The sequence below is a fragment of the Mariniflexile fucanivorans genome (assembly GCF_004341235.1).
GTDB lineage: Bacteria > Bacteroidota > Bacteroidia > Flavobacteriales > Flavobacteriaceae > Mariniflexile > Mariniflexile fucanivorans.
In genome coordinates this window covers 794,213-821,125 of sequence record NZ_SLUP01000001.1, presented here as the reverse complement: position 1 = coordinate 821,125, position 26,913 = coordinate 794,213, and the positions used below count along the sequence as shown (strand labels likewise).

Annotated in this window: 22 protein-coding genes and 1 tRNA gene; 14 read left to right on the top strand and 9 right to left on the bottom strand. The window is 30.9% G+C overall.

The window, feature by feature from the left end:
• Window positions 1–486: 486 nt before the first annotated feature.
• The 4 genes from EV196_RS03585 to EV196_RS03570 form a co-directional block, all read right to left on the bottom strand.
• Window positions 487–1,836 (bottom strand): ATP-dependent DNA helicase, encoded by a 1,350-nt coding sequence (locus EV196_RS03585; protein WP_132214960.1) that lies wholly within the window; start codon window positions 1,834–1,836, stop codon window positions 487–489.
• 69 nt (window positions 1,837–1,905) lie between these two features.
• Complete coding sequence (locus tag EV196_RS03580) at window positions 1,906–2,694, bottom strand: hypothetical protein (protein ID WP_132214958.1); 789 nt, start codon at window positions 2,692–2,694, stop codon at window positions 1,906–1,908.
• A gap of 1 nt (window position 2,695) precedes the next feature.
• Window positions 2,696–4,018, bottom strand: coding sequence for a reverse transcriptase domain-containing protein (locus EV196_RS03575; RefSeq protein ID WP_132214956.1), 1,323 nt, complete (start codon window positions 4,016–4,018; stop codon window positions 2,696–2,698).
• 317 nt (window positions 4,019–4,335) lie between these two features.
• Window positions 4,336–4,728, bottom strand: coding sequence for a hypothetical protein (locus EV196_RS03570; protein WP_132214954.1), 393 nt, complete (start codon window positions 4,726–4,728; stop codon window positions 4,336–4,338).
• Window positions 4,729–4,883: 155 nt separating this feature from the next.
• On the opposite strand from EV196_RS03570, the gene EV196_RS03565 reads away from it, so the two are divergent.
• The 12 genes from EV196_RS03565 (at window position 4,884) to EV196_RS03510 (ending at window position 21,297) form a co-directional block, all read left to right on the top strand.
• Window positions 4,884–5,897 carry a helix-turn-helix transcriptional regulator gene (locus EV196_RS03565; protein ID WP_132214952.1) on the top strand — a complete coding sequence of 338 codons (1,014 nt, stop codon included), beginning with the start codon at window positions 4,884–4,886 and terminating at the stop codon, window positions 5,895–5,897.
• A 29-nt stretch (window positions 5,898–5,926) separates the two neighbouring features.
• Window positions 5,927–7,621, top strand: coding sequence for an AAA family ATPase (locus tag EV196_RS03560; protein ID WP_132214950.1), 1,695 nt, complete (start codon window positions 5,927–5,929; stop codon window positions 7,619–7,621).
• Window positions 7,621–8,610, top strand: coding sequence for a hypothetical protein (locus EV196_RS03555; RefSeq protein ID WP_132214948.1), 990 nt, complete (start codon window positions 7,621–7,623; stop codon window positions 8,608–8,610). Before EV196_RS03560 ends, EV196_RS03555 begins: the two co-directional genes overlap by 1 nt.
• 54 nt (window positions 8,611–8,664) lie before the next feature.
• Window positions 8,665–9,123, top strand: coding sequence for a hypothetical protein (locus tag EV196_RS03550; protein WP_132214946.1), 459 nt, complete (start codon window positions 8,665–8,667; stop codon window positions 9,121–9,123).
• Window positions 9,124–9,189: 66 nt separating this feature from the next.
• Window positions 9,190–10,977 carry a type I restriction-modification system subunit M gene (locus tag EV196_RS03545; RefSeq protein ID WP_132214944.1) on the top strand — a complete coding sequence of 596 codons (1,788 nt, stop codon included), beginning with the start codon at window positions 9,190–9,192 and terminating at the stop codon, window positions 10,975–10,977.
• Entirely contained in the window at window positions 10,977–12,314 is a 1,338-nt protein-coding gene (locus tag EV196_RS03540; protein WP_132214942.1) for a restriction endonuclease subunit S, read from the top strand. The genes EV196_RS03545 and EV196_RS03540 overlap by 1 nt, the downstream gene beginning before the upstream one ends.
• 2 nt (window positions 12,315–12,316) lie before the next feature.
• A complete protein-coding gene (locus tag EV196_RS03535) occupies window positions 12,317–13,657 on the top strand; it encodes an ATP-binding protein (RefSeq protein WP_132214940.1) in 1,341 nt (446 codons plus the stop codon).
• Window positions 13,658–13,902: 245 nt separating this feature from the next.
• On the top strand, window positions 13,903–14,367 hold the full coding sequence (locus tag EV196_RS03530; RefSeq protein WP_132214938.1) for a hypothetical protein: 465 nt from the start codon (window positions 13,903–13,905) through the stop codon (window positions 14,365–14,367).
• Window positions 14,368–14,378: 11 nt separating this feature from the next.
• The gene (locus EV196_RS03525) at window positions 14,379–17,360 is read left to right on the top strand and encodes a type I restriction endonuclease subunit R (RefSeq protein WP_132214936.1); all 2,982 of its coding nucleotides are present in this window, start codon (window positions 14,379–14,381) and stop codon (window positions 17,358–17,360) included.
• A 16-nt stretch (window positions 17,361–17,376) separates the two neighbouring features.
• Window positions 17,377–19,392, top strand: coding sequence for an AAA family ATPase (locus EV196_RS03520; protein ID WP_132214934.1), 2,016 nt, complete (start codon window positions 17,377–17,379; stop codon window positions 19,390–19,392).
• A gap of 1 nt (window position 19,393) precedes the next feature.
• Window positions 19,394–20,422: a hypothetical protein gene (locus EV196_RS03515; RefSeq protein WP_132214932.1), complete on the top strand. Its 1,029-nt coding sequence runs from the start codon at window positions 19,394–19,396 to the stop codon at window positions 20,420–20,422.
• Window positions 20,423–20,520: 98 nt separating this feature from the next.
• Complete coding sequence (locus tag EV196_RS03510; RefSeq protein WP_132214930.1) at window positions 20,521–21,297, top strand: uracil-DNA glycosylase family protein; 777 nt, start codon at window positions 20,521–20,523, stop codon at window positions 21,295–21,297.
• A gap of 54 nt (window positions 21,298–21,351) precedes the next feature.
• On the opposite strand, the gene EV196_RS03505 is transcribed toward EV196_RS03510, so the two are convergent.
• From EV196_RS03505 to EV196_RS03495, 3 genes are all read right to left on the bottom strand, one after another.
• Window positions 21,352–22,575, bottom strand: coding sequence for a PD-(D/E)XK nuclease family protein (locus EV196_RS03505; protein ID WP_132214928.1), 1,224 nt, complete (start codon window positions 22,573–22,575; stop codon window positions 21,352–21,354).
• Between the two features lie 35 nt (window positions 22,576–22,610).
• On the bottom strand, window positions 22,611–22,949 hold the full coding sequence (locus EV196_RS03500; protein WP_132214926.1) for a cyclic-phosphate processing receiver domain-containing protein: 339 nt from the start codon (window positions 22,947–22,949) through the stop codon (window positions 22,611–22,613).
• Window positions 22,950–23,249: 300 nt separating this feature from the next.
• Window positions 23,250–23,323: transfer RNA gene (locus tag EV196_RS03495), tRNA-Ile, on the bottom strand.
• A gap of 393 nt (window positions 23,324–23,716) precedes the next feature.
• Between EV196_RS03495 and rbfA the strand changes: the two genes are divergently transcribed.
• Together rbfA and EV196_RS03485 are read left to right on the top strand one after the other, a co-directional pair.
• Window positions 23,717–24,121 carry a 30S ribosome-binding factor RbfA gene (gene rbfA, locus EV196_RS03490; protein ID WP_132214924.1) on the top strand — a complete coding sequence of 135 codons (405 nt, stop codon included), beginning with the start codon at window positions 23,717–23,719 and terminating at the stop codon, window positions 24,119–24,121.
• Window positions 24,122–24,128: 7 nt separating this feature from the next.
• Window positions 24,129–25,334 carry an ABC transporter permease gene (locus tag EV196_RS03485; RefSeq protein WP_132214922.1) on the top strand — a complete coding sequence of 402 codons (1,206 nt, stop codon included), beginning with the start codon at window positions 24,129–24,131 and terminating at the stop codon, window positions 25,332–25,334.
• 47 nt (window positions 25,335–25,381) lie between these two features.
• On the opposite strand, the gene EV196_RS03480 is transcribed toward EV196_RS03485, so the two are convergent.
• Together EV196_RS03480 and EV196_RS03475 are read right to left on the bottom strand one after the other, a co-directional pair.
• On the bottom strand, window positions 25,382–26,293 hold the full coding sequence (locus tag EV196_RS03480) for a cation diffusion facilitator family transporter (RefSeq protein ID WP_132214920.1): 912 nt from the start codon (window positions 26,291–26,293) through the stop codon (window positions 25,382–25,384).
• Entirely contained in the window at window positions 26,294–26,728 is a 435-nt protein-coding gene (locus tag EV196_RS03475) for an RpiB/LacA/LacB family sugar-phosphate isomerase (protein ID WP_132214918.1), read from the bottom strand.
• Between the last annotated feature and the right edge of the window lie 185 nt (window positions 26,729–26,913).

The window sequence follows — 26,913 nt, the reverse complement described above, 5'->3', positions numbered from 1 at the left end:
GTTCACTTTCGTCCGCTGTGGGTGGTTCACTTTCACCCGCCGCACTATGCTCACTTTAATCCGCTGTGGGTGGTATACTATGCCCGTTTTTTGCACCTGATTATGCAATCTGTTGAGAAACAAATTTTAAAACTTCTTTGGAAAAGTCACAAGCTCATTGGAATAATTAGGATGCCCTTTCTAAATTTCAATAGAAATTCTAAATTGCGAGTGGGCTAAAAATATTGGTAATGGCGTTTTAGGTTATATAAATGAAATATCCTAAAATGTCATAACTGATATTGTGCGGAACAGGAAGCTCTTATTTTTTATGAAATGATGCTTTTGCTGAGTGAATGAAAAAATATGTGCTGGAAATGGGGTGTTTTGACACATTAATCATACATAATATTTTCATTTATCTACTAACTCTCCAAGGTTCTGAATTTCCTTGCTCCTTATATATTTTTGAGTAATCTACTATATAGCCATTACTGTATTGGAAATTTAATAAAAGCACACCTTTTTCTTTGCTCTTGTTATTGCAGTATATTGATACCTCAAAGAAGGCATAAAGAAAGAATTAATCAAAACGTTATCCCATTCACCACCTTGTGCTTTATTACAGGTTATCGAGTGTCCATAAGTAGCTCTAATTGCTCCCACATATTTATCATCCCAGGGCTTTAAACTTTCTCTGTAAACTTTGTTTTTCTTAAAACGTTCATGACGCAAGAAATTTTCTTGTTTTAAACTTAATCCTTGAGGATTAGTGATACAATCCAACAAAAGATAATCATCAATTTCTTCCTCTTTTCCTTCTAAATTTTTAGACACCAATTTAACTTGCATAAATCTTAAACCAGCTACTGTTTCAACATCATCGATATCAAATTCCTTTACCACCACATGATCACCACTATAAAGTTGAAAGCCATTACGTTTCCATGTTTGGGTTATAAGCAATAAATCGCCCATTTCAATTGCTTTAGCTTTATAGCCATAAATTTTAGACCGAACGCTATTATTAAACATCATGTTCATTTTATGAGTTGTTCCAATAGAAATAATAGAATCTTGTCCATTAGCCATATAGTCTAAAACATAACTGCGCGAAGCATCTTCTACTGATTGTTTTTTTATTCCAAATAAGTTCACGCTTTTTTGATTCCTTTCAATCCCATCTTTAAGTAAGACAGCGTTTTTTAAGACACAACTACCATCTTCTTGACGTTTTACCTCGCTTAACAAGCTTGATGAACCACTTAAATTAAAATTATTTTCAAGATAATCCTTAGAAAGTGCTAATGATTCCGTTTCATTAATAGGTGGTAATTGGTTTTTATCACCCAGGAAAATAATTTTATTATTACTATTTCCACTTTTAACAAATCGAATAAGGTCTTTAAGTAGTGAATTTTTACTTTTAAATAAGTTTCCTTCCTCATTTTGAGGTTTAGAAGAAATCATAGAGGCTTCATCTATAATAAATACATTAAAATCTTTTACATCGTTATGTTTTAATTCAAAAACAACCTCACCCGTGTCGGCATTAGACTTTACATTGTATATAAGGGAATGAATGGTGCTGTTTACTGTTTTAGACTTCCTTCCCAAAATTCTTGCTGCTCTTCCGGTTGGGGCTGCAATATTATATGCAATACACTTTGTGTTTAAATAACCAATTAATGCTGTCGTAATAGATGTTTTTCCTGTGCCTGCTGCCCCACATAAAATAAAGAAATCATCATTATTTGATTCTTTTATAAAATCTGACATACCCAATAAAGCGGATTTTTGCTCTGAAGTTGGGCAATCAAATTGTAGGTGGTCCAAAATGGTTATTGCATTTTTCATGGTCTTGCATTTTTAATTCAACAAGACAAATTAAAAATATAAGTGTGCAACAGATCTGCACCTCTAAAATTATTGCAAAACTAAAACTACAGCTTCTTTTAATATTTCCAGATTTTCCAATATTTCAACGTAATCTTGATTTCTTTTTAGATATATAAATCGGCCTTGATTATATAACTTTATATCCTCTTTGGAAATGTTCTGGAAATCAATATATGAACTTTGGACATTTATTCGTTTTAGAGCTAAAGTAGATAGAATATCATCTTCTTTTTTCGTTTCAAAACTGTTTCGATGACTAAGTTCATTTCTAAAATCTCTTAAAAAGTCTAAAGTTCTTGAAAGTGATGAATTATTAAAGCCATATTCATTCAAAAATCCAATTGCTTTTGCCTGAACTGATATAGAAGCTATTTTTTTGCTTTTAGGAGGAATATAAAATGACCAATTGTTGGTTATAAAAATATTGGCTTCACCTATTTTACCTTTGAATTTCTCATAATAAAAATAATTCAAAAGTTCTTCTACTTGTAAATGTGCATAACGACAAAATTCATCAAAACTTATAGTGTCATTAATTTTTCCAAGCCTATATTTTGACATCTCTATACAGTCACGAAATAATTGATTTCTGACAACTTCATTTTTAATATCTGTATAATCAATAATTTTATAGCCATCTAACTTTAAATATCCTTCAATTTTCGATAATTTAAAATTAGAAGTCTTTTCATGAGAGCTATTTACGCCAAGGCTTATAGATAATTTGTCCTTAAACCAAAAATTCTCATCCTTACTGCATATATCATCAATAAGTACAAGAAGTTTTTCCAAACTTTCCTTTTTAACTGCTCCCATATTATGTTTTGTAAAGTTCCATTGCCCTATCTAATCCTTCTTCAAAAATTAAATCTAATATTTTTTGAGTATTAGTATTCTCTATTGGTTTATCCATTTTAAGGAAAAACTCTTCCAGCAACCCCTCAATATGTGTGTTTACTGTTTTATTATTGTCATTTGAATTTTCGTCACAAATAGTTTTAAATCGTTCTCTTAGTCCTAAATAAGTAGAATCTTCACTTCCCTTTACCATTTTTAAATACAATAACTTCCCTTCTATTACCATGCCCATGTTAGGTTTACCTTTTTTTACATGTCCTCTGTTGTTACTGTATTTTTTTAAAAATAGTTCATATGCCTTGTCATAACCATAGCGTTCCCAAAAGTATATCCAATGTCTCAAATCCTTAATATAACTTCTTGGAACGTTAATTTTATCATTAACGACTAAACCTGTTACTTCTTGTTTATATCCTTTTTTTTGTAATCTTACTTTATTCTCTTTAATATGAAAATTTTGAGACTCTATTACTTTTCTCAATTCTAAATCAAAAGTACTACCCTTTTTAAAAATAGTTTCGGCAACACCTTCTTTGTTCGGAAATGAGTTGTGCATACTACTAAAAGTTATATCATCTGCATATCTCGTATATGTAAGTCCAAATCGTTTTGCAACGCCAGATAATCTTATGTCCAAACGTTCACAAATGGCATTAGTAAGTGTTGGAGATGTTGCTGCTCCTTGTGGTAAAACGTGTCTTTTTTCAGTAACCCAAACATTGTCAACAAAACGTTCTGCTGGCAAATAATGACAACATAATATTTTAATCATGTTCGCTATATAACGTCGTTCATTTGTAGTTCCCAAATTAAAAGGCGTTACTAATAATCGTCCCCACACGCGACTGGCATCAATACTCGGAAAAAAATCTTTTAAATCAATATTGTAGACATACAATTTCCCAACATGAGGCTTAGAATTGTCAACTATCGATTTGTCCGGAACAAAACCAGTGGCGGCATAATGGGGTTCATACACACAATGAAGAATTAAGTTTAATGCTTTCTGAAACTCTTTCAAACCTTTTGTAGGTGCATGGATTAATCGTTTTAAACCAGATTTCTTGGGAATTTCAAATTCATGATAAAACTTCTTATCAAACCTATGAATATTGAATTTTGGTGAACCATAAAAGTTCAATTGTTTCATAGAAAAAGGAATCATTTTTTCCCTATATAAAACTTCCTTAGAATAGTTTAGAAGACTTAAAAAGTCTTCCTTAGTTTTCATTTCAGCAAAAAGTTGCCTTATGGTATATTTTTGATTTGGGGTTGGTTTCATTTTTAACTTTTAATTTAAAATACAACCGTAGCTTTAATTCTTTCTCTATGACTTTAAAAATTAAATAGCTTTGAAAGTAGATTTCACTATTAAAATAAATAATAATAAAATATTAAAAACTAAAAAAAGTGAGGGTTTTGAACTAGGTTACAATAACATCTCTAACATTTAGTTGCAGTAAACTGCAACCATCTGCCGAATACAGCAGACTACCTGCCGAAGCAGGCAATTCAATTTTTTAACTACGGTTATATTTCAAAGAACTTATGCAAATATTATTTCGATATATGCATTACATCTGCATAACAAAATGATAATTAAAGTAAATCTAATAAATTGGAACTTTCGTACCAATAACAATGGTAAATATCGGAAATTTCATCGTTTTTATATTCAAAAAATAACCCAAAATGTTTTCCACTAACATTTCCAATAAATTTACACATGGGTTTATCAAAATTACATCCCTTACAACATTCCAAATCTAACATTAATTCCGAATCACCGAGCGATCTAAACGTATCAAATTTTCTTTTTAATTTAGAAATAAACCTAGTTTTTCCTATATCTTCATAATCAATATTGCTATCAAGTAAAAGATTTAAAAGTTCCGGATCCATTTTCATGATGGCATACCAAACCTGATTTGTTGTGTCAAATCCTAAATTACCGTTTAGTTCCCGAATACTTATACTAGAGTTACGCTTCATTTTCTAGTTGTTTGACACAAAAATCAACTACTAATACGCAATAGAAGTGCATAGATAAAAAAGTAAAGTATAACTGACTTTTATTTAAAAAGTTTAGTATTTTTAAAATCCCTTAAAAACTATCAAAATAGTTTGAATTTTAATTACCTTCTTTCATGGCAACCAATAAACATGCTCAAATTCGATATACCATTTTAGACCGATGCTTCAGTAATTTTAACAGGGAATATACTTATGAAGATTTACTTGAAGAAATCAACAGTGTTTTATATGATTTAGGTACAGACGGAATCCAGAAAAGGCAATTACAATACGATATTGAACACATGAAGTCGGATGCTGGTTACAGCATCGAACTTGATGAAGATCTTAAACTATTTAAAAAAAGAATTTTTAGATATAAAGACAAAAATTTCTCATTAGCAAACCATCCTTTAAATCAAAACGATTCGGAACAACTTGAAACAACCTTAGTTATTTTATCAAGATATAAACATAGAGAAGAGTTTAATTGGTTGGAGGAATTGATTCCTAGAATGGAATTAGCATTTAATTTGGTTAAAAGCGGGGATGATAGTATTATTAGCTATCAAGAAAATCAAGATTTAAAAGGTCGAGAATTGGTTGGCATATTATTTAATCAAATAATAAAAAGAAAAGTTCTAGAAATAGAGTACCAACCTTATAATAAAGATTCGGAAACTATTAATGTGCATCCCTACCATTTAAAACAACATAACGACCGCTGGTTTTTATTTTGCTACAATGAAAAATATAAAGCCCTATCAAATTACCCGTTGGATAGGATTATTAAAATACGGGAAACCTCAAATGTATTTGAAGAATCTTGCATAAATTGGCTAGATTATTTTGACGACATTGTTGGAGTTACAAAACCAATGGATGAAGAGCCTAAAGTGATAGAATTAAAATTTTCCGAAAACCGTATTAACTACGTGCTTACAAAACCTCTTCACGGTACCCAAAAACTAGTTAAGTCCGACACTACTGGTTTAACTATTCAAATTGAAGTGATACCAAACCCAGAATTATATCAATTAATTTTATCGTTTGGGGAAGACGTTGAAGTTATTTCACCTGCTGGTTTGAGGGCAGAAATTAAAGAAAAAATCACAAAAATGAATACCAATTATACTCATGCAGATTGATTGCATAGTTATAATACAATATTTGCACCATGGAAAACGTAAAAATATCCAACTTTAGAAAAATTCAAGATTCTTGGGATTTAGACCTTGCCCCGATTACTTTTTTTACAGGGACAAACAATTCTGGAAAATCTAACATATTTAAAGCACTCCTTTTGCTTGAAGATTATGTTGAATCTAATAACCATTTTGAGTTAGATTTTAATGGAAAAAATAGTCGTAAACACAAAATTGATTGTTACTCAAATGCTCTAAATAATTTTAATAAAAAAAATCTTGACTTAAAATTCCAGTATTCTAATAGAGACCATGAAATTATTCTGCACTTTAAACCATTTGAGATCAAGGATAATGTAGTTAATAGGGGAAGGTTAGAATCTTTAAATATAACTCGAGAAGATGGTGCTTTCTTATCGCTTCAACATACCGGCGGTTTAAATTATTTGCTGAAATTAGACAGTCTTTTTTTGGAAAGAAATCAAGATAAAAATGAAGATAATAATTTTCTAAAGAATCAGGTCTTAGCTAGAACCATTGAAAATTTAATGGTAGATGACTTAAAAACAAAAGGAAATTTAGAGAGACAGTTTATTAAACTGCAAAAGGAAATAGAACGGTTAAATGTGGAAATTTCAAGCAACGAAACTAATTCATCAACCAAATCAAATACTGAAAAGATAGCACAACTGGACAAAAAAGAGTCTTCATCTAAAGAAATTCAGATAAAAATTATTTCGATAAATCAAGAAATTTCAGACGCAAAAAAGAAACTTAAAAGTGTTAATAAACTATTAAGCGAAACGAAAACATCTAATAAAAACTCAGTGGTGTTTATGCCTGAATTTTCTTTGAGTGAATTTCAAACAAATAATTTAACAATCGACAGAGTTATTAGACGGGTTTTACCAAAATACTTCAGAGAAAATGAAAATGAGTTTGGTCTATTTGATGAAAGAAAAGAATTTTCAAAACTACTCAGTTTAAGCGATAAAATAATGGCTGCTTTAAGTTTTACTGTAGACCATCTTAGCCCTCAAAGAAATAATCAAACCAGATTATATATAAATAGTAATACATCTTCAGACATAAATGAACTTATAAAAGAACATTCTGTTAAGCCTATTAACAAAAAAAGTAAAGCTGGTGTGTTCCTTAAAAAATGGATGAACGAATTTGACATTGGTGAGGATTTTAGAATTAGTCCTATAGAAGGCGTTGCAACTAAAATTGAAATTTTGGAAAATACTACATGGATAAATCTTGTTGATAAAGGATTTGGTGCTGGGCAAATTTTCTCTATACTTTTAAAAATAGCACTTGATATAGAATATACTCGAAATGACTCTAATATTCGTTTTAGGCTGCTCAGGCGACCCGCTACACTAATTTTAATAGAAGAACCCGAAGCTAATTTACATCCTGCATTGCAATCCAAATTGGCTGATTTGTTTCTTGACGCTTTCAATGAGTTTGATATTCGATTTATAATTGAAACACACTCCGAGTATTTAATACGACAATCTCTATATATAAATGTTAAACCTCCCATAAACAATAAATCAGCACATCCCTTTGGCCTTTATTATTTTCAAAAACAAGGGGAGCCATATGTAATGAATTATCTAGAAAATGGAAAATTCGACAAACCATTCGGTTCTGGGTTTTTTAACGTTGCTGACGAATTAGCCATGAATACTTATAGAGTAAATCAAAAGTCAAAATAATGGGAGCACACAAACTATTTTGTTCTGAAGAAAGTTTAGAAGAAATTTTTATGTTCAAAGAAGACCACCTCGCTTTGCATAATATTGTGGAGCAATTTTGCGATGTGGTTTTAAATATTGACGAAAATGAAATTTCTGAAAAAATTAATGACAACCCTTTTTTTAAATCCTTGTTTAAACGAGAACACTCAAGCCTCTCTGGAAATAAAGATAAATACAAGGAATTAGCAAATAAAAAGTATGCTAATTTTTTAAATGATATTTTATTACTTGATCTAAAACAAAACGAAACTGAAAAGATTAGAGACCAGTTCGGTGTTTTGGCTATTAGCCTAATTGATAGTTTTATTGAAAATCAAAATTATCACTTTGGGTATACTATAGACAATAAACTTGGGTCTTTAAAATGCTGGAGTGAGTTGTTTAAAGAAAAACCAGTAAACCCAATTAATTCTGCTATTATAATTGATAATTTTTTGTGGAATGACCTCTCTAAATATAGAGATGAAAATGACGATAACATTTACCCTATACTAGAAAATTTAATTCCAAAATCATTAGAAGTTCCCTTTCACCTTTTAATTGTTTTACAAAACAAAGGAGGCAATATTAACAAAGAAAAAGTTAAAGAAATCATCAAAAAGATGAATAAAAAAATAGTACGGAATAATGGTATAGACATTTCAGTTGTAACACAAACCGACACTAGAACATTTCACGAAAGAGTTATCATTACAAATTACCATTATATTTATAGTCATAAAGGTTTTGTTTCATTTGCAAAAGGAAAAATCAAAAATGAAACTAATGGTGATAGAAACTGGGTATTTAAGGATATAAATAATTATGTAGGTCAAATTAGAAAACATCAACATTTAAATAATGCCTTAAATGTTTTTAATCTAATAAATAACAATAATAAAAACGAAACTAGTTTGATTTTTAATATTGGCAACGTTAATAGTCCAATATTGTCTAACTTCAATTAACCTACGCAAATCCAGTGCGCACATGATATTTACATTTGTACTACAATAAAAAAAATGGAAAGAACAAACTTTGGCAACTTTAGAAAAACCCATTTATTAGGTACAAATAATCTCTTTAATGAGTTTATGCGTGCTTTCGATTTGCCTGTGCTTAGATATATGTTTAATGAGGGTAATATGGTAGGAGAAGAAGTTAGAGATTATTATGAAATCAATGAACCTGGACAAAAATTTCTTTTAAACTTAAAAGAAGGACTAGCAGTGTTCAAAGAAGATTATTATGCTAAAAAATCGGCTATCGATATTGCAGAACGAATTAATTTAGATGTTGATATGGTGTATCCATATGTAAAAAACAGAACCTATTCTTCAGACGGTTATCATAAACGTCCTGTGGACACGAAAACACCTTTCAACGACTTTGATAAAAATAGTGGTGTGCATTATTTATCTAGTTTTCAAATATTAAAAGACATTCAAATGGACATAAGATTTGAAACATTAAAAAAATAATAACCACGCAAACCCACTGCACACATAAAACATATATTTGTATCATACAATAAGAAAAAACAATAAATGAGCACCATAACAAACAAAGTAGACGTAGGATTCATATGGCAAATCACAGACGATGTGTTACGCGATGCCTTTAAGAAAAATGAAATTGGAGATGTACTACTTCCTTTTGTAGTAATACGCAGGCTAGATTGTATGCTTGAAGTAGTAAACGAAAAAGTTCGTAAAAGCTATAACGATTTTAAAGATAAGGTTACCGAAGACAAACTAGACCCCATTCTTAAAAAAGCAGCCAACGGCCTTACCTATTACAACACCTCAAAACACACTTTGCATTCGCTAAAAGACGAACCGCAATACATTGAAATAAACTTCAACAATTACCTAAACGGGTTCAACCCCGAAGTACGGGATATTCTGGAAAGTTTTCAGTTCGATAAGATTATTGCACGATTGGTTAAAAACCGATTGCTTTATGAAATGATTGATGCCATCTGCAAAATAGATTTGCACCAAAACACCATCGATAACCACAGTATGGGTTATGTGTTCGAGGAGCTCATCCGTATCTCTAACGAGCAATCCAATGAAACAGCGGGTGAGCATTTTACCCCTCGTGATGTTATTGCACTTATGAACGCCATTATTTTCACACCCGAAAAAGAAGAACTTTCAAAACCCGGTATCATTCGCACCATATTCGATCCAGCGTGCGGTACGGGTGGTATGGTGAATTTGGGTAAAAACTATGTGTTGGATTATTTGTGTAAAAACACCACCCACAAACCCACCATTTTAACCTATGGGCAGGAGTTAAACGAGCAATCGTGTGCTATTGCAAAATCTGAGGCTTTAATATCTGGCGAAAACCCACGCGATGTAAAACACGGTAACTCATTTACAGACGACCAATTTCAAGGCAAGCAATTCCATTACATGATGGCAAATCCGCCGTATGGTGTTACTTGGAAAAAAGACAAAAACTTTATAGAAAACGAAGCACTAAATCCAGCAGGGAGGTTTTATGCAGGGACACCACGAACCAGCGATGGGCAATTGTTGTTCTTACAACACATGATTTCTAAAATGGATAAAACCAACGGTTCCCGAATTGGTGTTGTAACCAACGGTTCCCCATTATTTACAGGAGATGCTGGGAGTGGCGAAAGCGACATACGTAAATGGATTATAGAAAACGATTGGCTGGAGTGTATCATTGCCTTACCCAAAGACCTGTTTTACAACACGGGCATAAACACCTACATTTGGTTTTTAACCAATAAAAAAGCCCCAAACCGCAAAGGTAAAGTGCAGTTAATTAACGGCAATGCTACCCAAGTTACAGGCGTTAACGGCAAAGGAAAAGAACAAACCGACCATATTTTTGCACGCTCCAACAAAAAGAGTTTGGGTAACAAACGTAACGAATTAACCCAAGCACATATTGCTGCCTTATTAGACTTATACACCAATTTTGAAGAAAGCGACTATTGTAAAATATTTAATAACGAGGCTTTTGGCTACTACCAACTCACCATAGAGCAACCTGAATACGACGCCAAGGGCAAAATGAAAATGCTAAAAGGCAACCCAAAGCCAGACTCTAAAAAGCGAGATAAAGAGAACGTGCCTTTAACTGACGATATAGAAACCTATTTCTCTAACGAAGTATTGCCACACGTACCCGATGCCTGGATAGATTACGATAAAACCCGTATTGGTTACGAAATTAACTTTACCAAATACTTTTACGAGTACAAAGGTTTACAACCAGCGGCTGAAATTAAAGCCGAAATTGTTGACCTTGAAAACGACATAAACAAACTTTTAAATGATTTGTTGGCATAATGGAGAGATACGAATCATATAGAAGTACAGATTTAGATTTGATTAATGAAATTCCAGTTCATTGGCAAACTGGTAAAATGAACTATTTTATGGAAGTTAAAGATGGTACACACGATTCCCCTTCATACGTCGATGAAGATGAATTTAGTTTTCCGTTAGTAACCTCAAAAGATTTGGTCTCTGGAAATTTAGAATTTAATAAATGTAAATTTATTACTAAAGAAGATCATTATCAGATTATTAAAAGATCAGACGTTTCTAAAGGAGATATTTTAATGCCAATGATTGGAACTGTTGGCTCACCAGTAATTGTAAAAACCGATCGTGAGTTTTCGATAAAAAATGTAGCCTTATTTAAAACCTCAAATAGTAATAAAATTAATGTTTCCTATTTAAACTATCTTTTATCTAGTGATTTTGTGGAGAGGCAGTTTGATTTAAACTCGAATGGTGGTGTTCAAAATTTTGTTTCTCTATCTGTATTACGAAAGTTAAATGTTTTTTATTTTCCAATCAACGAACAAACCCATATAGCCAACTACCTAGACCACCAAACCGCCATAATTGATGCCTTAATCGAAAAAAAAGAGCTATTAATACAAAAACTACAAGCCCAACGGCAAGCCATCATTAACGAAGCCGTAACCAAAGGTTTAAACCCAAATGCCAATATGAAAGATTCTGGTATTGAGTGGTTGGGTGAAATTCCGGAGCATTGGGAAGTTAAAAAGTTAAAGCATCTGGGAGAATCGATAACTGGAATTACGTATAGTCCAGATGATGTGACTGACAATGGAACTTTAGTTTTAAGGTCTTCAAATATTCAGAACGGTAAATTAGAATTAAATGACACTGTTTATGTTAATAAACAAATTGCTAAAAAATATATAACTATAACAGGGGATATTCTATTATGCTCTAGGAATGGTAGTCGAAACTTGATAGGTAAAAATATCATGCTTGATGCGCGAGTAGAAAATCAAAGTTGGGGTGCTTTTATGACTATATATCGTTCCGATTACAATAGTTTTATGTATTATTTTTTTAATTCTGATATTTTCACTGGGCTATCCAGTTTGTTTTTATCATCTACAATAAATCAGTTAACAATAGGGGTTCTAAATAATATGCAAATAGCTTTTCCGACAGATGAAAACGAGAGAGAGTCAATTATTAGGGAATTAAAAACTCAAACTAAAAAATTAAATAAAATTATAAGTTTAAATAATATGCAAATCAAAAAACTAAAAAGCTACCGTCAATCCATAATTAGTGAAGCGGTTACCGGCAAAATAGATGTAAGAGATTGGCAACCTAAAACCACACAAATGGCATAACTATGGCAGAGAGTCAAAACATCGAGTGGAAAGAATCTTGGCGCGACGAGTACCTAAAATGGGTATGCGGTTTTGCCAATGCACAAGGCGGCACCTTATATATTGGTATTAATGATCATGGTGTTGTAAAAGGCATTAACAATGCTAAAAAACTATTAGAAGATTTACCCAACCAAATACGCGATGTTTTAGGCTTAATAGTAGCAGTTAATTTGCGCGCCAAAGAGGGGTTGGAATACCTGGAAATTGTGGTTGAGTCGTATCCGTTTCCTATAAGTTTAAGAGGTAAATATTATTACCGTACAGGCAGTACTTTGCAGGAACTAAAAGGCGCTGCATTAACCAAATTTTTGTTGGAACGCCAAGGTAAAAAGTGGGATGCTGTTCCTGTTCCTAATGTTACAGTTAAAGATTTAAAAGCCAACACCTTTGATGGGTTTAGAATCAAAGCCGAAAAAAGCAAACGTTTAGCTACAGAAGATTTACAAGGCACCAATAAAGAATTATTAGAAAACCTAAACCTGTATGCCGATAACGAAAACATGCTAAAACGGGCTGCGGTTTTGTTGTTTCATCCCAACCCAGAAAAATACATTACAGGGTCGTACATTAAAATTGGTTTTTTTGAAACCGACGACGATTTAAAATATCAAGATGAAGTAAAAGGTAATTTGCTAGAACAAGCCGAAGAAGCTTTAGACTTATTAAAAACAAAATACGATAAGGCAAGTATTTCGTATGCAGAAGATGGCACACGTGAAGAAAAATTCACCTTTCCACAAGATGCAGTTAGAGAAGCGTTATTAAATGCCATTGCACATAAAGATTACAGCAGCGGTATTCCTATTCAAATAAGTGTTTATAACGATAAAATTATTTTTTGGAACGAAGGGCAGCTCCCTGGAAATTGGACGGTAGATAGGTTAACTCAAAAACACCCATCTAAACCATTTAATCCAGATATTGCCAACACATTATTTAGAGCAGGTTATATAGAATCTTGGGGACGTGGTACCATAAAAATTATTAATGCCTGCAAAGCACATAAAATAGCACCACCCATTTTCACCAATACAGCACCAGATTTTGAGGTAACGCTTATTAACTATACAGTGTCCTCTTTAGCTGCAAAAGGACTAAAACCAGAGTTTATAACTATAATTTTATATGTTCAAAAGCATCAAAGTATTTCAAATTCGGTTGTTCAAAAACTATGTAAAGTTTCCAAAAGAACAGCCACTAGATATTTAACCGATTTAGAAGGATCGTATTTGGTAAAAAGTGGCTCCACTGGTGCTGGTACCACGTATGTTTTAAAAGGGGACACCATGGGGACAGAGTAAACTCAAATAAAGGGGACATCATGGGGCCAAAAGATGGGTTAACTTTATCAATATTTTTATAAAACTCTGTTTTTTAATGAATTACAAATAAATAAAGGGGTCGTATTAGTATTCAACAAGTTAAAATAAAGGGCTCATAATGGGGTCAAAAGATATAAATTAAAGACACAAAACAATGAAAAACCAAGAAAAAATGGAGTTTGGGGGTAATTAAGCGCTGTGAAAATACATACAAAACTAATAATATGACAAAATATATAGTTGTAAATAAAGATTCCTTTGAGATTATAGAATCTGAAAAAGAGCCATTAAATATTGTTTTAAAAGAACCTAATAAAACATATAGTAAAAACACCTATACACTTGTAACTAACAATGTAAGTATATCATGGCTTGATGAATATAAATGGAATGGTAGATGGAAATGTTTGACAGTAACTTATAAAAAAACTAAACTTCTAGAAATTAATGCAGTTGAAAAACCTCAAATTGTTATTGACACACTTAAAAGATTTAAAAATATTTCAGAAGAGGAATTGGAAAAGCTTTATGAAAAAGCATTAAATAATGAAAAAACAGACCTTGAACAGGAAGTTGAAAAGTTAAAAGAAGAAAAAGTAGAAATGCAAAAAGCATACTGTGGTGCATGTATGGAAGACCCATGTATGTGTAGTGACCCGGAACAAACAAGCACAACGTTAGATTGGTAAAATCATAAATTATGGCATCAGGCACTAAAGAAATCCATTTCGAGGAACATATAGAAAACTATTTAACCAATACGGTTAAGGAGTATCATAGCATTTCAGCAGCTTTATATGATAAAGATTTATGCGTGATACCTAACGAGATTATTGCGTTTGTAAAAGATACACAACCTAAACAATATGAAGCTTTACAAAAACAATATGGCACACAGGTAGACACTAAAATTGTTGAAAATGTTGCCAAAAATATTTCTAAAAACAAAACCCTCGATGTGTTGCGTAATGGCATAAAAGATAGAGGCGAAAAGCTTGAATTGGCTTATTTTAAACCAGCACACAATAAAACACCAGAGCATGAGGTGGCGTATGTTAAAAACCGTTTAGCTATTGTACGCCAATTAAAATACTCCAATCGCAACAACAATTCTATAGATTTTGTGTTGTTTATAAATGGTATTCCGGTAGTAACTGCCGAACTTAAAAATGCATTAACAGGTCAAAACCACCACAATGCGGTTAAACAATATATACAAGATAGAGAACCAAAAGGCGAACCTTTTTTAGAATTTAAACGTTGTTTGGTTCATTTTGCTGTGGGTACCGAAAAAGTGTTAATGGCAACCGAGCTTAAAGGAAGATCCACCTATTTTTTACCATTTAATAAAGGTTTGGTTAACGAAAATCCCAATGGGTTTGCAGTAGCTTACTTATGGGAAGATGTATGGCGCAAAGATTCTTTAATGGACTTAGTACAAAACTTTGTAAGTGTACAAACCGACAAAGAAAAAATATACAACCCAGCAACCAAAAAGCTAGAAGATAAAACATCTACTAAACTATTGTTTCCACGTTTTCATCAACGTCGTGCTGTAAATCGCATTTTAGAAGCCTTAAAAACAGATGGAACAGGTAAAAACTATTTGGTACAACATTCGGCAGGTTCAGGAAAATCGAACACCATTACTTGGTTAGCGTATCGATTGGCTAATTTTTATCAAAATTATACCGATAATAAAGCCTTATACGATTCTATTATAGTTGTGACTGATAGACGCGTGTTAAATAAACAAATACAGGATAATATCCGTCAGTTAGACAACACTCCCGGAGTAGTAGCATATTTAGACGAAAAAACCACAGCACAAGACTTAAAACAAGCCATTGAAGAAAAGAAACGAATTATTATAACTACTATACAAAAGTTTCCCATCATTTCAAACGTGGTAACCAGTTTTCCCGATAGAAAATATGCCATTTTAATAGATGAGGCACATAGTTCACAATCTGGTGAAGCTTCAAGGCATATGCGCAAAGCATTAAGCTTGGAAGAAGCCGCAGAAGAGGAAAAAGACATTAAAACAATTGATGAGATTATTGCAGAAGAGATTTCTAAAAAAGGCCAGCAACCTAATATTTCACAGTTTGCTTTTACCGCCACACCAAAGCCCAAAACATTGGAATTGTTTGGAACCAAAGTGAATGGGCAAATTACCGCCTTTGATGAATACACCATGGAAGAAGCCATTAGAGAAGGGTTTATTAAAGATGTGCTTAAAAACTACATGTCGTTTAAACGATACTACAAATTAGTAAAGCGCACAGAAATTGACGACAAAGAATACGAAAAGAAAAAAACAGTTCGTGTTTTAGGAAATTATGTCGATTTACAAGACCATGCCATAGAAAAGAAAGCTAGAATTATTATTGAGCATTTTGCAAGTCAAACCCAAAACGAAATACAAGGTCAAGCTAGGGCGATGTTGGTTACCAAATCACGCTTACATGCCGTTCGTTTTAAGCGTAAGTTTGATGAAATCATGCAAGAAATGAAATTACCATATAAAGCTCTTGTTGCTTTTTCGGGAACGGTAAAAGATGAAGAAACTGGAGAAGATTATACCGAAACAAGCATGAATAATTTGGGAGGTAAAATAGGTATTCCAGAAGCATTAAAATTACCACAAAACAGAATTTTAATAGTAGCGAATAAGTACCAAACTGGATTTGATGAACCCTTGTTACACACCATGTTTGTTGATAAAAAATTGGGTGGTGCTAACACAGTACAAACCTTATCGCGTTTAAATAGAAACCGACGTGGTAAAGATTCTACCATGATTTTAGATTTTGTAAACGATCCTGAATTAGTAAGAGCTGATTTTCAACATTTTTATGGTAAAAACTATATGGACGAAGAAAATGAAACTGATCCTAACAGTTTATACGATGTTTTAAATACTATTGAAGGCTTTAACGTGTATTACGATACCGAAGTAGAGGCCTTTGCTAATGTTTTTTTCATATCAAAAGAGAATATGGAATCCATACAACCCATTTTAAATACTATTTCAGCACGTTTCGACCACGAACTTGAAGAAGAAGACAAAGCAGCCTTTAAGGCGGCAGTACAGTCGTTTACTAAAGTGTATCGTTTTTTAAGTCAGATTATCACATTTACGGATGTTGAACTTGAAAAAAAATATGTTTTTTTAGCAGCTTTATTAAAGAAGCTACCATATACGCAAAGCAACTTGCCTTTAGATGTAGTAAATGATATTGAGTTAGATAGCTATAAAATCCAACATAAATTTACGACAGATTTAGAACTGGAATCTGCTAATGGTGAAGATGTAGGAATGAAACCAGGAGGTCCCACCCAAAAACCAGAAGATGAATTAGATTTGCTAACCAAAATTATCAAAGTCCTAAATGATACCTTTGGTTTAGAACTAACGGAAGAAGATAAAGTGGATTTCAATAGAGTAAAGAAAAACCTTTATGACAATGATGAGTTGATGGCATATTTCAACAAGCAAAATTCTAAAAATAACATCAAGGATAAGTTTGATGAAGTGGTTGACAACGAATTTTTAAATTTCATAAACACCAAACTTGACTTTTATAACAAAATGACGGATGATAAAGCTAATGCCATGTTTAAAACCATGTTATTTAATGAGTTTTATAATCGAGAAGTTAGAGGGGTTAGGAAATAGAAGCATATAAAATATTATGATTACAAAAATTGGAGTTCAAAACTTTAAGTTATTTAAGGATGAGGTAAATTTAGAGATAAAACCACTCACCGTGCTTACAGGTGCCAATAACAGTGGCAAAAGCTCATTTATAAGTTTTATTAGATTTATTTTCAGAACCTACTACTTAGAATATGATAAAGATTACCATGGCGGTAGTGGTGGAATTGTTCTTAAAAGTTTTGAGCACTTATTTTTAAATGAATATGCTATTAAGAATTTTGGCGATTTAAGAAAATTTTTATCAAAAAATGCTGCGGATAAAAGTTTAACTTTTTCTTTTACCTATTTAGCAAACAAGTTTCCAAGTGATCCACATGACACTTCTGGAATGCAGCTTACTGCCAAATTAAAATATACCAGTAATGCTTTTGATGCTCCTACTAAAAAAAATAGTAATAAAGTTGAAAGTGAGCATCTTTACTTAAATAGAATGGCGTTTTATTATGAAAATAAACTGTTATTTTCTTTAGAACTCCATCAAAACAATAAAATTTTTGAAGGAAAAAATGTAATTAATGCCGACACGCCTATTTGGAGGTTAGAAAATGGTATACAATACAATAATTTAAAAAATTATATATGCACGTATTGGAAAGAGCAAAGAGTAAAAAATGGAAAAAAAGACTGGCAGACTAATTTCAATAAAAAGTATGACATACTTTTGCCAAGTCACTTTATTAAGATTGCTATATCAAATCCTGATTTTTTTAGCAATGAATTTCCATTAAAATCTTATGAAAGAGGACTGTTAGATTATTTAATTGAAAATGGTATAAAAAATCATGATGAGTTACTTATTGAGTATTTTAATTTTGAATCTCAATTGATTAATCAAATTATTAGCCGAAAATTTTCTAATCTTTTTAAAATTAAAGAGAATGATATTCTAATGAATTACGAAATAATTCCTTTAAGTATAAAAGAAGCGTTTGAAAAAGACAATTTTAGATCTAAAGAATTAAACAAATTCTATGAAGAACAAATTAAATCTATTAACAGCCCCATAGTAAATCTTGTTTTAACAGAAATTTTATCAAATGAAAATATTGAAACTAAACCTAAAGGAATCTTAATGAGTTATTTGGATAATAAATTCCTAAAACCGAATAGTAAATTAGATTTTAATGATATTCATTTAATCGAAAAACTAATAAATTGGACAATAACGCAATCTTTAGATTACTTCGAAGAGGATTTAACACAATTTTTAGCTAAAACCCCATGGATAACACTGAATAGTGATTTACCATATGTTGGACAAGACCAAAGTTTTAAATCTACTTTTTATGAAAATGAATCTGAACCTGAATCTTCGATTTTATATCAGTTTGGTGGTTATTATTTCCAATTTACAGCAGAAAAGCAATTAAATTTCATAAATAAATGGTTACAAAATTTAAATATTGCCGATGAATTGATTATCTATCCTACAAGAGATGGAGATGGAGATATTATTAAATTTACATATAAAGTAATCCATAAGTCTTGCGAAACCAATATTGAAGATTTAGGTCTAGGGTCCAGAAAGCTATTATTGATCTTAATGCAACTCGCTATGAATGGTGACATGGAATACAAGAAACGCGAAAAAAACTCAATAATTGGTTATGAAAATATAATCATAGATGGAAAATTAATAATTCTTGAAGAGCCAGAATCAAATCTACACCCATCCTTTCAGAGTAAATTGGCCGATATTATCATAGATGCATATAGGAATTTAAATGTTAAGATTGTAGTAGAAACGCATTCAGAATATCTTATAAGAAAATTGCAATATTTAGTAGCATCTAAGCAGGAAGGAATTTCAAAAAATGATATAGCTATATATTATTTTTATAACCCAAATGAGATTCCTGAAGGAGAAAATCAAATATATCAACTTGATTTGAGAGAAGATGGGTTTATGAATAATGATTTTGGCAGCGGTTTTTTTGATGAAGCATCTTCACTATCTTTAAGATTAATAAACTCTTCTAATTTTAATTAAAATGATGCAATCGTTTGTAGATAACAAGTATTTATTACATTTTTTTAATGCGTTATTAAAATCGGATCGATTTTCAAATGAAGCTGAAATACGAGAAGAGATTTTGAGTTTCTTTAAAAGTAAAACTAATATAAGTTTAGAGGCTGATTTTGAAACAATGTTAAACAACTTAGACAAAAAGAGTGTTCAAATTGTATTAACTCTCATCAATAAATTAACAACTGGACGCAACGGAACCACTATAAAAACAAAATGCGGAAACACTTTTAGAGAGTTAAAACGGGTGGAGGTTTATAGTAAATTAAAAAATCCATTTGCTTCATTTTGGTTAGGAAACTCTTATAACCATTCCTTAGACAAATACTCAAAAGCGAATCCTTACTATTTTTTGAGTAATGATGACGATCTTAATAAGTGGAAAGAAATGTCTAAAACTAAATCTTTTTATGTTGGACCGAAAAACAATAGTAATTCCATTGACTCGCTAAAAGATTGGTCTCAATTAAGTACTTTTTCACACCCTTTTAAAGATATTATAATTAGTGATAGATACTGTTTGAAAGATAAAGTGGGCATTAAATTGAATATTATTCCCATAATTCAAAACCTAGCAGAAAAAACTTCAAAAATTGAAAATATTATCTTTTTTACAGGATTTAATGAACTAATTAATAACTCGATTAGTGATGCCTATGAATTAATTAAGGGGCAATTAGATGAGATAAAAATTAACTACACAAATCTAATTATTTACCACTCAAATTTGACACCCCATACAAGATGTATTATTACTAATAATTTTTTTATAAAATCGGATGACTCTCTAGATTATTTTAATAGCAACGGAAAATATAAAACAAAAGGATCTTTGTTAACTATTGCCCCAGTTTTTAAGATTAATAAATCAGAGTTCAACGACTTAATTTATACTTGGTCAAACATCTTGAATAACTCCCGAGATGAAATGAAATATGGAAATGTTTCAAATAATTTTTTGGATTTAATTTCAAGGGATTTAGTAACCACGTGAAAATGTTTAAAATAGAAATTATTACTTATTAAGGCAGAAGACTTTTTTGAAGTATACAAAGTATAAAATTATGCTGAAAAGAAAAAATATAGAATTAAATGAAATACTCGCTATTACAAGGTGATCTTAAAATTAAGATCATACCTATTTTACAAAATATAATATCTTATAACAAATTGGAATTATCAAATTTATATGATGCTATACAAGAATCTAAAAATGAAATTGATTTTACTAAAAGAGGAAAACCTGCCGACATTTTAAATAATGATTTTGAAGTGTTTTTCGAAAAAACAGGTTTAGGAATCGATCTCCCGATATGGTTTGAATGGGAAAAAGATAAAAAGAAAACCATGATAATTGGAAGAGACCCACAACGAAATCACCATAACAATGAATTGATAATTAGCTCGCCATTTGGGCTGGCAAACAAGAAAGGCAGAGAGTCTATTAAAAATAAATATTGGCAATTTACTGAGCCGCTTCTAGAGAATAATAGAATTTATATAACGGATGTTTATAAACTATTCGCTAAAAATATAACTGACCGAAAATTAATTCGAAAAGATAAAGTTACTCATTATAGGATTTTAAAACAAGAAATAGATGTTATTAAACCAGACAATATTATTACAATTGGAAAAGACGCTAAAATTGCCATTTCAAAAATATTAGAGTGTTCCACTGAATCCCCTCATTTGACCACAAAACAGGGTATTGATATTTACTTTGTGCCTCATATTTCCAGTATGGTCCTTCAAAATTTCATCCCTATTGCAAATTTATTTTTATCAATTGGAAAACTTAAAAATGAGTCTCATTTGCAAAAAATAGGTAAAGACATTTTAGATTATAAAGATGAGTTGTTTAAATAACTCATCTTTATTCAAACTACTTAAAACAAGAATCTGACTTGTTCTAAAAACACTTTAAATTTGTCTTAATATTTGAAAATATTTTTGAATAAACTCAGATACCTCATTGACTGTCTTATTTAAAATTTTTTCATAATTATCAGCGTCCATTAAATTTGAAAGGAAAGCAACATCATTAAAGTCTATTTTTTCTCCATTTAATTCCTTTAAATATTCCCAAATAGGAAAATGATTTGTTGTATTTACTGTGCCCTTTATAAAGCCTTGAACCATTTTTACATTCTCAATATTGGCAGTATGGTTATAAATGCCATAATGAACAGGTTCTCCTTCATTATACATTATAGCAAAACATAATTGTTCGTTTTTAAAATTAGGTAATTCAAGATAAGTATTTTTGGAATCTATATTAAATTCTAATTCTTTAGGTATCCTTTTAGATAAAGCTGTCTCAAATTTCTTTCTAAATTCTTCTCTTATTCTCTTCTTAACAACTGGAAATGTATTGGCAACTTGTTCAGCCTCTAATAGATTGCTAATTAACATCCTTTCTAATTCATCCATAAATTCATCTTTAAGTTGGTTCGTTATTTTTTTGACTAAATTCAAATACTGACGAATATTTATCTTTACGTATTCGTTATCGCATTTTTCAACGCATTTTTCAAGCCATTCAATAATGTGATAATGATAGCTGATGGGATAATAATCTTGATTTGCTAATAATTTCCCTGCACTATGATTTGGTGCTTCATTCCCCCATAAATTCAGATAAAAAATTAAACAACTATTAGGTTTATAATTATTATAACGTTCCAATTGTAATAATTGATCACGGGCATCAATTTTATTTTCTATAATGATATTGATTTTATCGGATTGTATTAAAATATCTATTCTCCCTCCTGTACTTTCATCTAAATCAATAATGCCTATCGATTTTTCTTGAAAGACTATAGGTTTAGCATTTATAAATTCTGTAATTTTTTTCTCTACTTCACAGTTTTCATCATTAGAATGATATACAATTGGAAAAATGACCTTTATAAACTCCTCTAAAAATACGACACCTTGATGATGTGATCCTTTTGGGTTTAACAATTCGGTAATCATTGCGGAATGCGTATTATTCTCGTACCGTTCAATTTTAGTGATACTAAAGATGTTGAAATCCTCTCCACTATCCTTGAGATATTTTTTCTGCTTTTCTAAAATTGTTTTGGTTTTAAAAATTAATATCTTTTCTACTTCAAACATTTTGTTACTTGATTTATTCATAAAATAAATTTAAAACACACACAATACTATTAAACTTAAACACTTTTATTTAAAAACTTAATATAATTATTTAAAAGTCCTTTAATTTGTTCTGAGGCAACCGGATTTGCGGAATGTACCTTAAATTTTAAATGTTGTAAATCTATTCCTGATTCATAAACTAGCCATTTAGCTGCCGCCAATCCATCGGGCGCAACCAAACCATCATTAGCCAATCCAAGATCATTATCAAAACTAATAAACTCTGGAAGTCCATTAACTTCTATGTAATTAACAAATTCCTCATAGGTACGCACAACATCAAATTCTGAAATCATGGTTTTATCATAAACCATATCTACTGTTCTAATATCATCTAAAAAAAGTTTTTTCATTAAAATTAATAACACATTTGATTAAAAAACAATGTCACCTCTTCTTCAAATACATCAATAGGAATATGATGTGTTAAATTATTATGAAGATGGACCTTGTACTCTAAATTTATATTTATAGTTTCGGAAAATTAGTAGGTCACTAAAAATAAAATGACATAAAAGAAACAACGATACCCAAAACGAAATAAAAGCCGCGAAATACTGTTAAAAAATGTTAAATTTTGTGCTGTTTGCAAATTGTTTGCAAATAAAAAGGCTTTAAAGAGTTAAAACTCTGTAAAGCCTTGATTTTACTAGTGGTCCCACCTGGGCTCGAACCAGGGACCACCTGATTATGAGTCAGGTGCTCTAACCAACTGAGCTATAGGACCGATTCGTATATGCTACTGTATAAAATACGGTTTCATTCCGAAATTGGCTGCGAATTTAATACTATTTTTAAAACTCTACAAGAAAATTATTCTTTTAAAATATTTTCTTTACATAGCTTAATAGGTAATGCATTTATAGTTTTGGTTGAAAATAAACAACTCGCTTATTGTCAGATCCTTTTTAGGGTTTTAATGGCAATTCTTATGTTTTCAATTATATCTTTAATCGAAAAAAAAATTGTCATTTCATTCAAAAAATGGAATCATTTATTCAACTTAAACGTTTTTAAATTATAATTAATCTATTCATTTTACTTAAAACTACCGTAAAAAGTTAAATAATCTTTAAATAACCGCTATTTTTGCATCCTAAACCTTTAACAGGTATTTATAATGAGCAACGAAGAGGAAAGTCAAAGACAAAAAAAAATAGGATCGGTTTTACAACGCGATTTAGTTGAAGTGCTACAAGGTGCAGCTACACAGGGTGGTATGCATGGTATATTAATATCGGTTTCTAAAGTAAAGGTAACGGTAGATTTAGGTGTTGCCAAAGTATATTTAAGCATTTTTCCTAACGAAAAAGCTAAAGAATTACTTGTGGGCATCAAATCGAACTCGCCATTAATTAGACACGAATTAGCCCAACGCACCAAACACCAATTACGCCGCATGCCTAATTTAGAATTTTTTATAGATGATTCATTAGAGTATATCGACCAAATTGATAAATCTTTAAAAGGACAGGAAAACCCTATAAAAGATCCTTCTATTTTAGATCCAAGGAAAAAATCTTAATCGAAATTTGAACTTCCCTTTATATATAGCAAAACGTTATTTACGCTCAAAAAGCAGTAACAATGCTATTAATTTTATTACCATTATTGCTGTTGTTGGCGTTATTTTAGGTTCAGCTTCTTTATTTATTGTGCTTTCTGGTTTTTCGGGCTTAAAAGATTTTACACTTAAGTTCTCTAGTATTATCGACCCCGATTTAAAAGCTGAAACCGCAAAAGGAAAATCGTTTTTATTAACCGATGCCGATATTAGTAAGCTTAATCAATTAAGTGATATTGCCCAATATTCTAAAATTGTTGAAGAACGTGTTATTGTTGCATCTCAAGAAAAAAACACCATTGCGACTCTTAAGGGTGTCGATGAACGTTTTGAAAAGGTAGTTAATTTTGATACGGTTATTGAACACGGGCATTGGATAGATCCAAATTCAAGACAAATTATAGTAGGTTGGGGCATTGCCAACACTTTATCGTTAGGCGTTTTAGATTTTACAAATCCCATAAATATTTATGTGCCTAAACCAGGAAAAGGACAAATAACCTCTACTAAAAATGCTTTTAATAGTGTAAAAGTTGTTAATAAAGGTGTGTTTTTTATAAATGAAAAATTAAACGACACTTATGTTTTTGGACCTATAGAGTTAGCTCAAAACTTACTCAATTACGAACCTAACCAAATAAATGCTATAGAATTTAAACTTAAGGAAGGTGTTGATGAAGCCCTTGCTAAAGAACATATTCAAGCCATTTTGGGAGATAAAGTGGTTTTAAAAAATAGAGCACAGCTAAACGATGCGCTTTATAAAATGTTAAACACCGAAAATTTAGTGGTGTATCTAATATTTACACTCGTTTTAATTATTGCTTTTTTTAATGTAATAGGTTCATTAATTATGATGATGCTCGATAAAAAACGAAGCCTCAATACCTTATTTAATATTGGCGTAACCATAAAAGATATTCGACGCATTTTCTTTTACCAAGGCAGTTTAATGAGCATTGTAGGTGGTTTTATAGGTTTATTAATAAGTCTTATTATTGTTTTTCTTCAAAAAACATTTTCTTTGGTTATGATAACGCCATCGCTGGCTTACCCAGTAAACATTAAAATTGAAAACTTATTTATTGTGTTTGTAACTATTTCTGTTTTGGGTATTATAGCTTCAAAAATAGCATCGGTGCGTGTTACAAAATCGTTGGTTGAAGGTCGTTAATTTGAACGAGTTGCTTTAAAAAATAGACAAATAACTTCGTTTCTTAATTAATCTTGAACAATCACTTCCTTAGGATCGTTTTTATTAAATTCTGGTTGAATAGTTACATGGTTAATATCGTACTGCTCATGCAAAACAGCTTCAATATCTTGTAAAATACCATCAAATTCTGTTATTGATACGTTTTCATTTAAATCTAAATGGGCTTCCAGATGCAATTCATTATCACTTAAATTCCAGATATGAACGTGATGCATTTTTTTTACTTTAGAAATTTTATTTACATTTTTTACAACATCATCAATGTTTATATGACTTGGAGTAAAAAGCATCAACATTTTTGTAGAGGTTTTTAATAAATCGTAACCCATCCAAATTAAATACAAGGCTATTAAAAAAGTAAGGAAACTATCTACCCAAAATATTTGATAATATTTCATTAATAATCCACCTACTAAAACGGCTACACTCGCCAACATATCGGTTAATAAATGAATGTATGCAGACTTAATATTTATATTGTTACTAGAATCTTTTTTCAATAACAAAACACTAAAACCATTGCCTAAAATAGCCAATAAAGCCAATATAATTACTAGGTTAGACTCAATGGTTTGCGGATTTTGAAAACGCTCTATAGCTTCTTTTATTAAAATAACAGCAACAATAATTAACGTGGAAGCATTAATGAATGCTGCTAAAATTTCGGCACGTTTATAGCCAAAGGTTCTTTGTACCGACGCTTCTTTTTTTGTTAGTTTATTAGCTACGTAACTAACAACTAAAGAAAGTACATCGCTAAAATTATGAAGCGCATCGCTTAATAACGCCAAACTACCCGATATTAAACCACCAACAACTTGAGATGCCGTTATTAAAATGTTTAAAAAAATAGATATTAAAAGGTTGCGTCCTTTTAAATCGGTATGATTATGGGAATGGTTGTGCGAATGTGACATTTAACAAGAAACTGGTATTTTATCAATACGAGTTTGGTGGCGGCCACCTTCAAATTCTGTATTTAAAAAAACATCAACCATTTCTATAACTTGTTGAACCGCTGTAAACCGTGCCGGAATACATAAAATATTAGCATTGTTATGGCTGCGTATTAAATGTACAATTTCTTTGTTCCAACATAAACCGGCCCGTATTTTTTGGTGTTTATTAGCCGTTATAGCAACACCGTTTGCACTACCACAAAGTAGAATACCAAAATCGGCTTTTTTATTCGCAACATCTTCAGCAACTGGATGTACAAAATCGGCATAATCTACACTATCATTAGTATCAGTTCCATAATTATTAACAATATAACCTTTTGATTCTAAGTGTTTTAAAATAGCAAATTTATAATCAGTACCAGCATGGTCGTTTCCTATAGCAATTTTCATTTTTATATATTTATTGTATTGTTAAACAAAGGTAATAATTATAAACCATGTGTATTATAGTATTCATTACTTGTTAATAAGTGTTTATAATTTTTTAAAATTAAAATATTGTAAATCCATTTAATTTTCCAATCAAAAACCAACATGACATCACCAAAAATTTAACTCACTTTTTTTGGAAATAT

Bases quoted from the DNA above. Each gene is read 5' to 3' on its own strand.
- EV196_RS03570 (WP_132214954.1), bottom strand. From the start codon at position 4,728: ATGAAGCGTAACTCTAGTATAAGTATTCGGGAACTAAACGGTAATTTA.
- EV196_RS03480 (WP_132214920.1), bottom strand. From the start codon at position 26,293: ATGTCACATTCGCACAACCATTCCCATAATCATACCGATTTAAAAGGA.
- EV196_RS03565 (WP_132214952.1), top strand. From the start codon at position 4,884: ATGGCAACCAATAAACATGCTCAAATTCGATATACCATTTTAGACCGA.
- EV196_RS03555 (WP_132214948.1), top strand. From the start codon at position 7,621: ATGGGAGCACACAAACTATTTTGTTCTGAAGAAAGTTTAGAAGAAATT.
- EV196_RS03550 (WP_132214946.1), top strand. From the start codon at position 8,665: ATGGAAAGAACAAACTTTGGCAACTTTAGAAAAACCCATTTATTAGGT.
- EV196_RS03475 (WP_132214918.1), bottom strand. From the start codon at position 26,728: ATGAAAATTGCTATAGGAAACGACCATGCTGGTACTGATTATAAATTT.
- EV196_RS03575 (WP_132214956.1), bottom strand. From the start codon at position 4,018: ATGAAACCAACCCCAAATCAAAAATATACCATAAGGCAACTTTTTGCT.
- EV196_RS03525 (WP_132214936.1), top strand. From the start codon at position 14,379: ATGGCATCAGGCACTAAAGAAATCCATTTCGAGGAACATATAGAAAAC.
- EV196_RS03535 (WP_132214940.1), top strand. From the start codon at position 12,317: ATGGCAGAGAGTCAAAACATCGAGTGGAAAGAATCTTGGCGCGACGAG.
- EV196_RS03580 (WP_132214958.1), bottom strand. From the start codon at position 2,694: ATGGGAGCAGTTAAAAAGGAAAGTTTGGAAAAACTTCTTGTACTTATT.
- EV196_RS03500 (WP_132214926.1), bottom strand. From the start codon at position 22,949: ATGAAAAAACTTTTTTTAGATGATATTAGAACAGTAGATATGGTTTAT.
- EV196_RS03520 (WP_132214934.1), top strand. From the start codon at position 17,377: ATGATTACAAAAATTGGAGTTCAAAACTTTAAGTTATTTAAGGATGAG.
- EV196_RS03510 (WP_132214930.1), top strand. From the start codon at position 20,521: ATGAAATACTCGCTATTACAAGGTGATCTTAAAATTAAGATCATACCT.
- EV196_RS03545 (WP_132214944.1), top strand. From the start codon at position 9,190: ATGAGCACCATAACAAACAAAGTAGACGTAGGATTCATATGGCAAATC.
- EV196_RS03530 (WP_132214938.1), top strand. From the start codon at position 13,903: ATGACAAAATATATAGTTGTAAATAAAGATTCCTTTGAGATTATAGAA.
- rbfA (WP_132214924.1), top strand. From the start codon at position 23,717: ATGAGCAACGAAGAGGAAAGTCAAAGACAAAAAAAAATAGGATCGGTT.
- EV196_RS03505 (WP_132214928.1), bottom strand. From the start codon at position 22,575: ATGAATAAATCAAGTAACAAAATGTTTGAAGTAGAAAAGATATTAATT.
- EV196_RS03585 (WP_132214960.1), bottom strand. From the start codon at position 1,836: ATGAAAAATGCAATAACCATTTTGGACCACCTACAATTTGATTGCCCA.
- EV196_RS03540 (WP_132214942.1), top strand. From the start codon at position 10,977: ATGGAGAGATACGAATCATATAGAAGTACAGATTTAGATTTGATTAAT.
- EV196_RS03515 (WP_132214932.1), top strand. From the start codon at position 19,394: ATGATGCAATCGTTTGTAGATAACAAGTATTTATTACATTTTTTTAAT.
- EV196_RS03560 (WP_132214950.1), top strand. From the start codon at position 5,927: ATGGAAAACGTAAAAATATCCAACTTTAGAAAAATTCAAGATTCTTGG.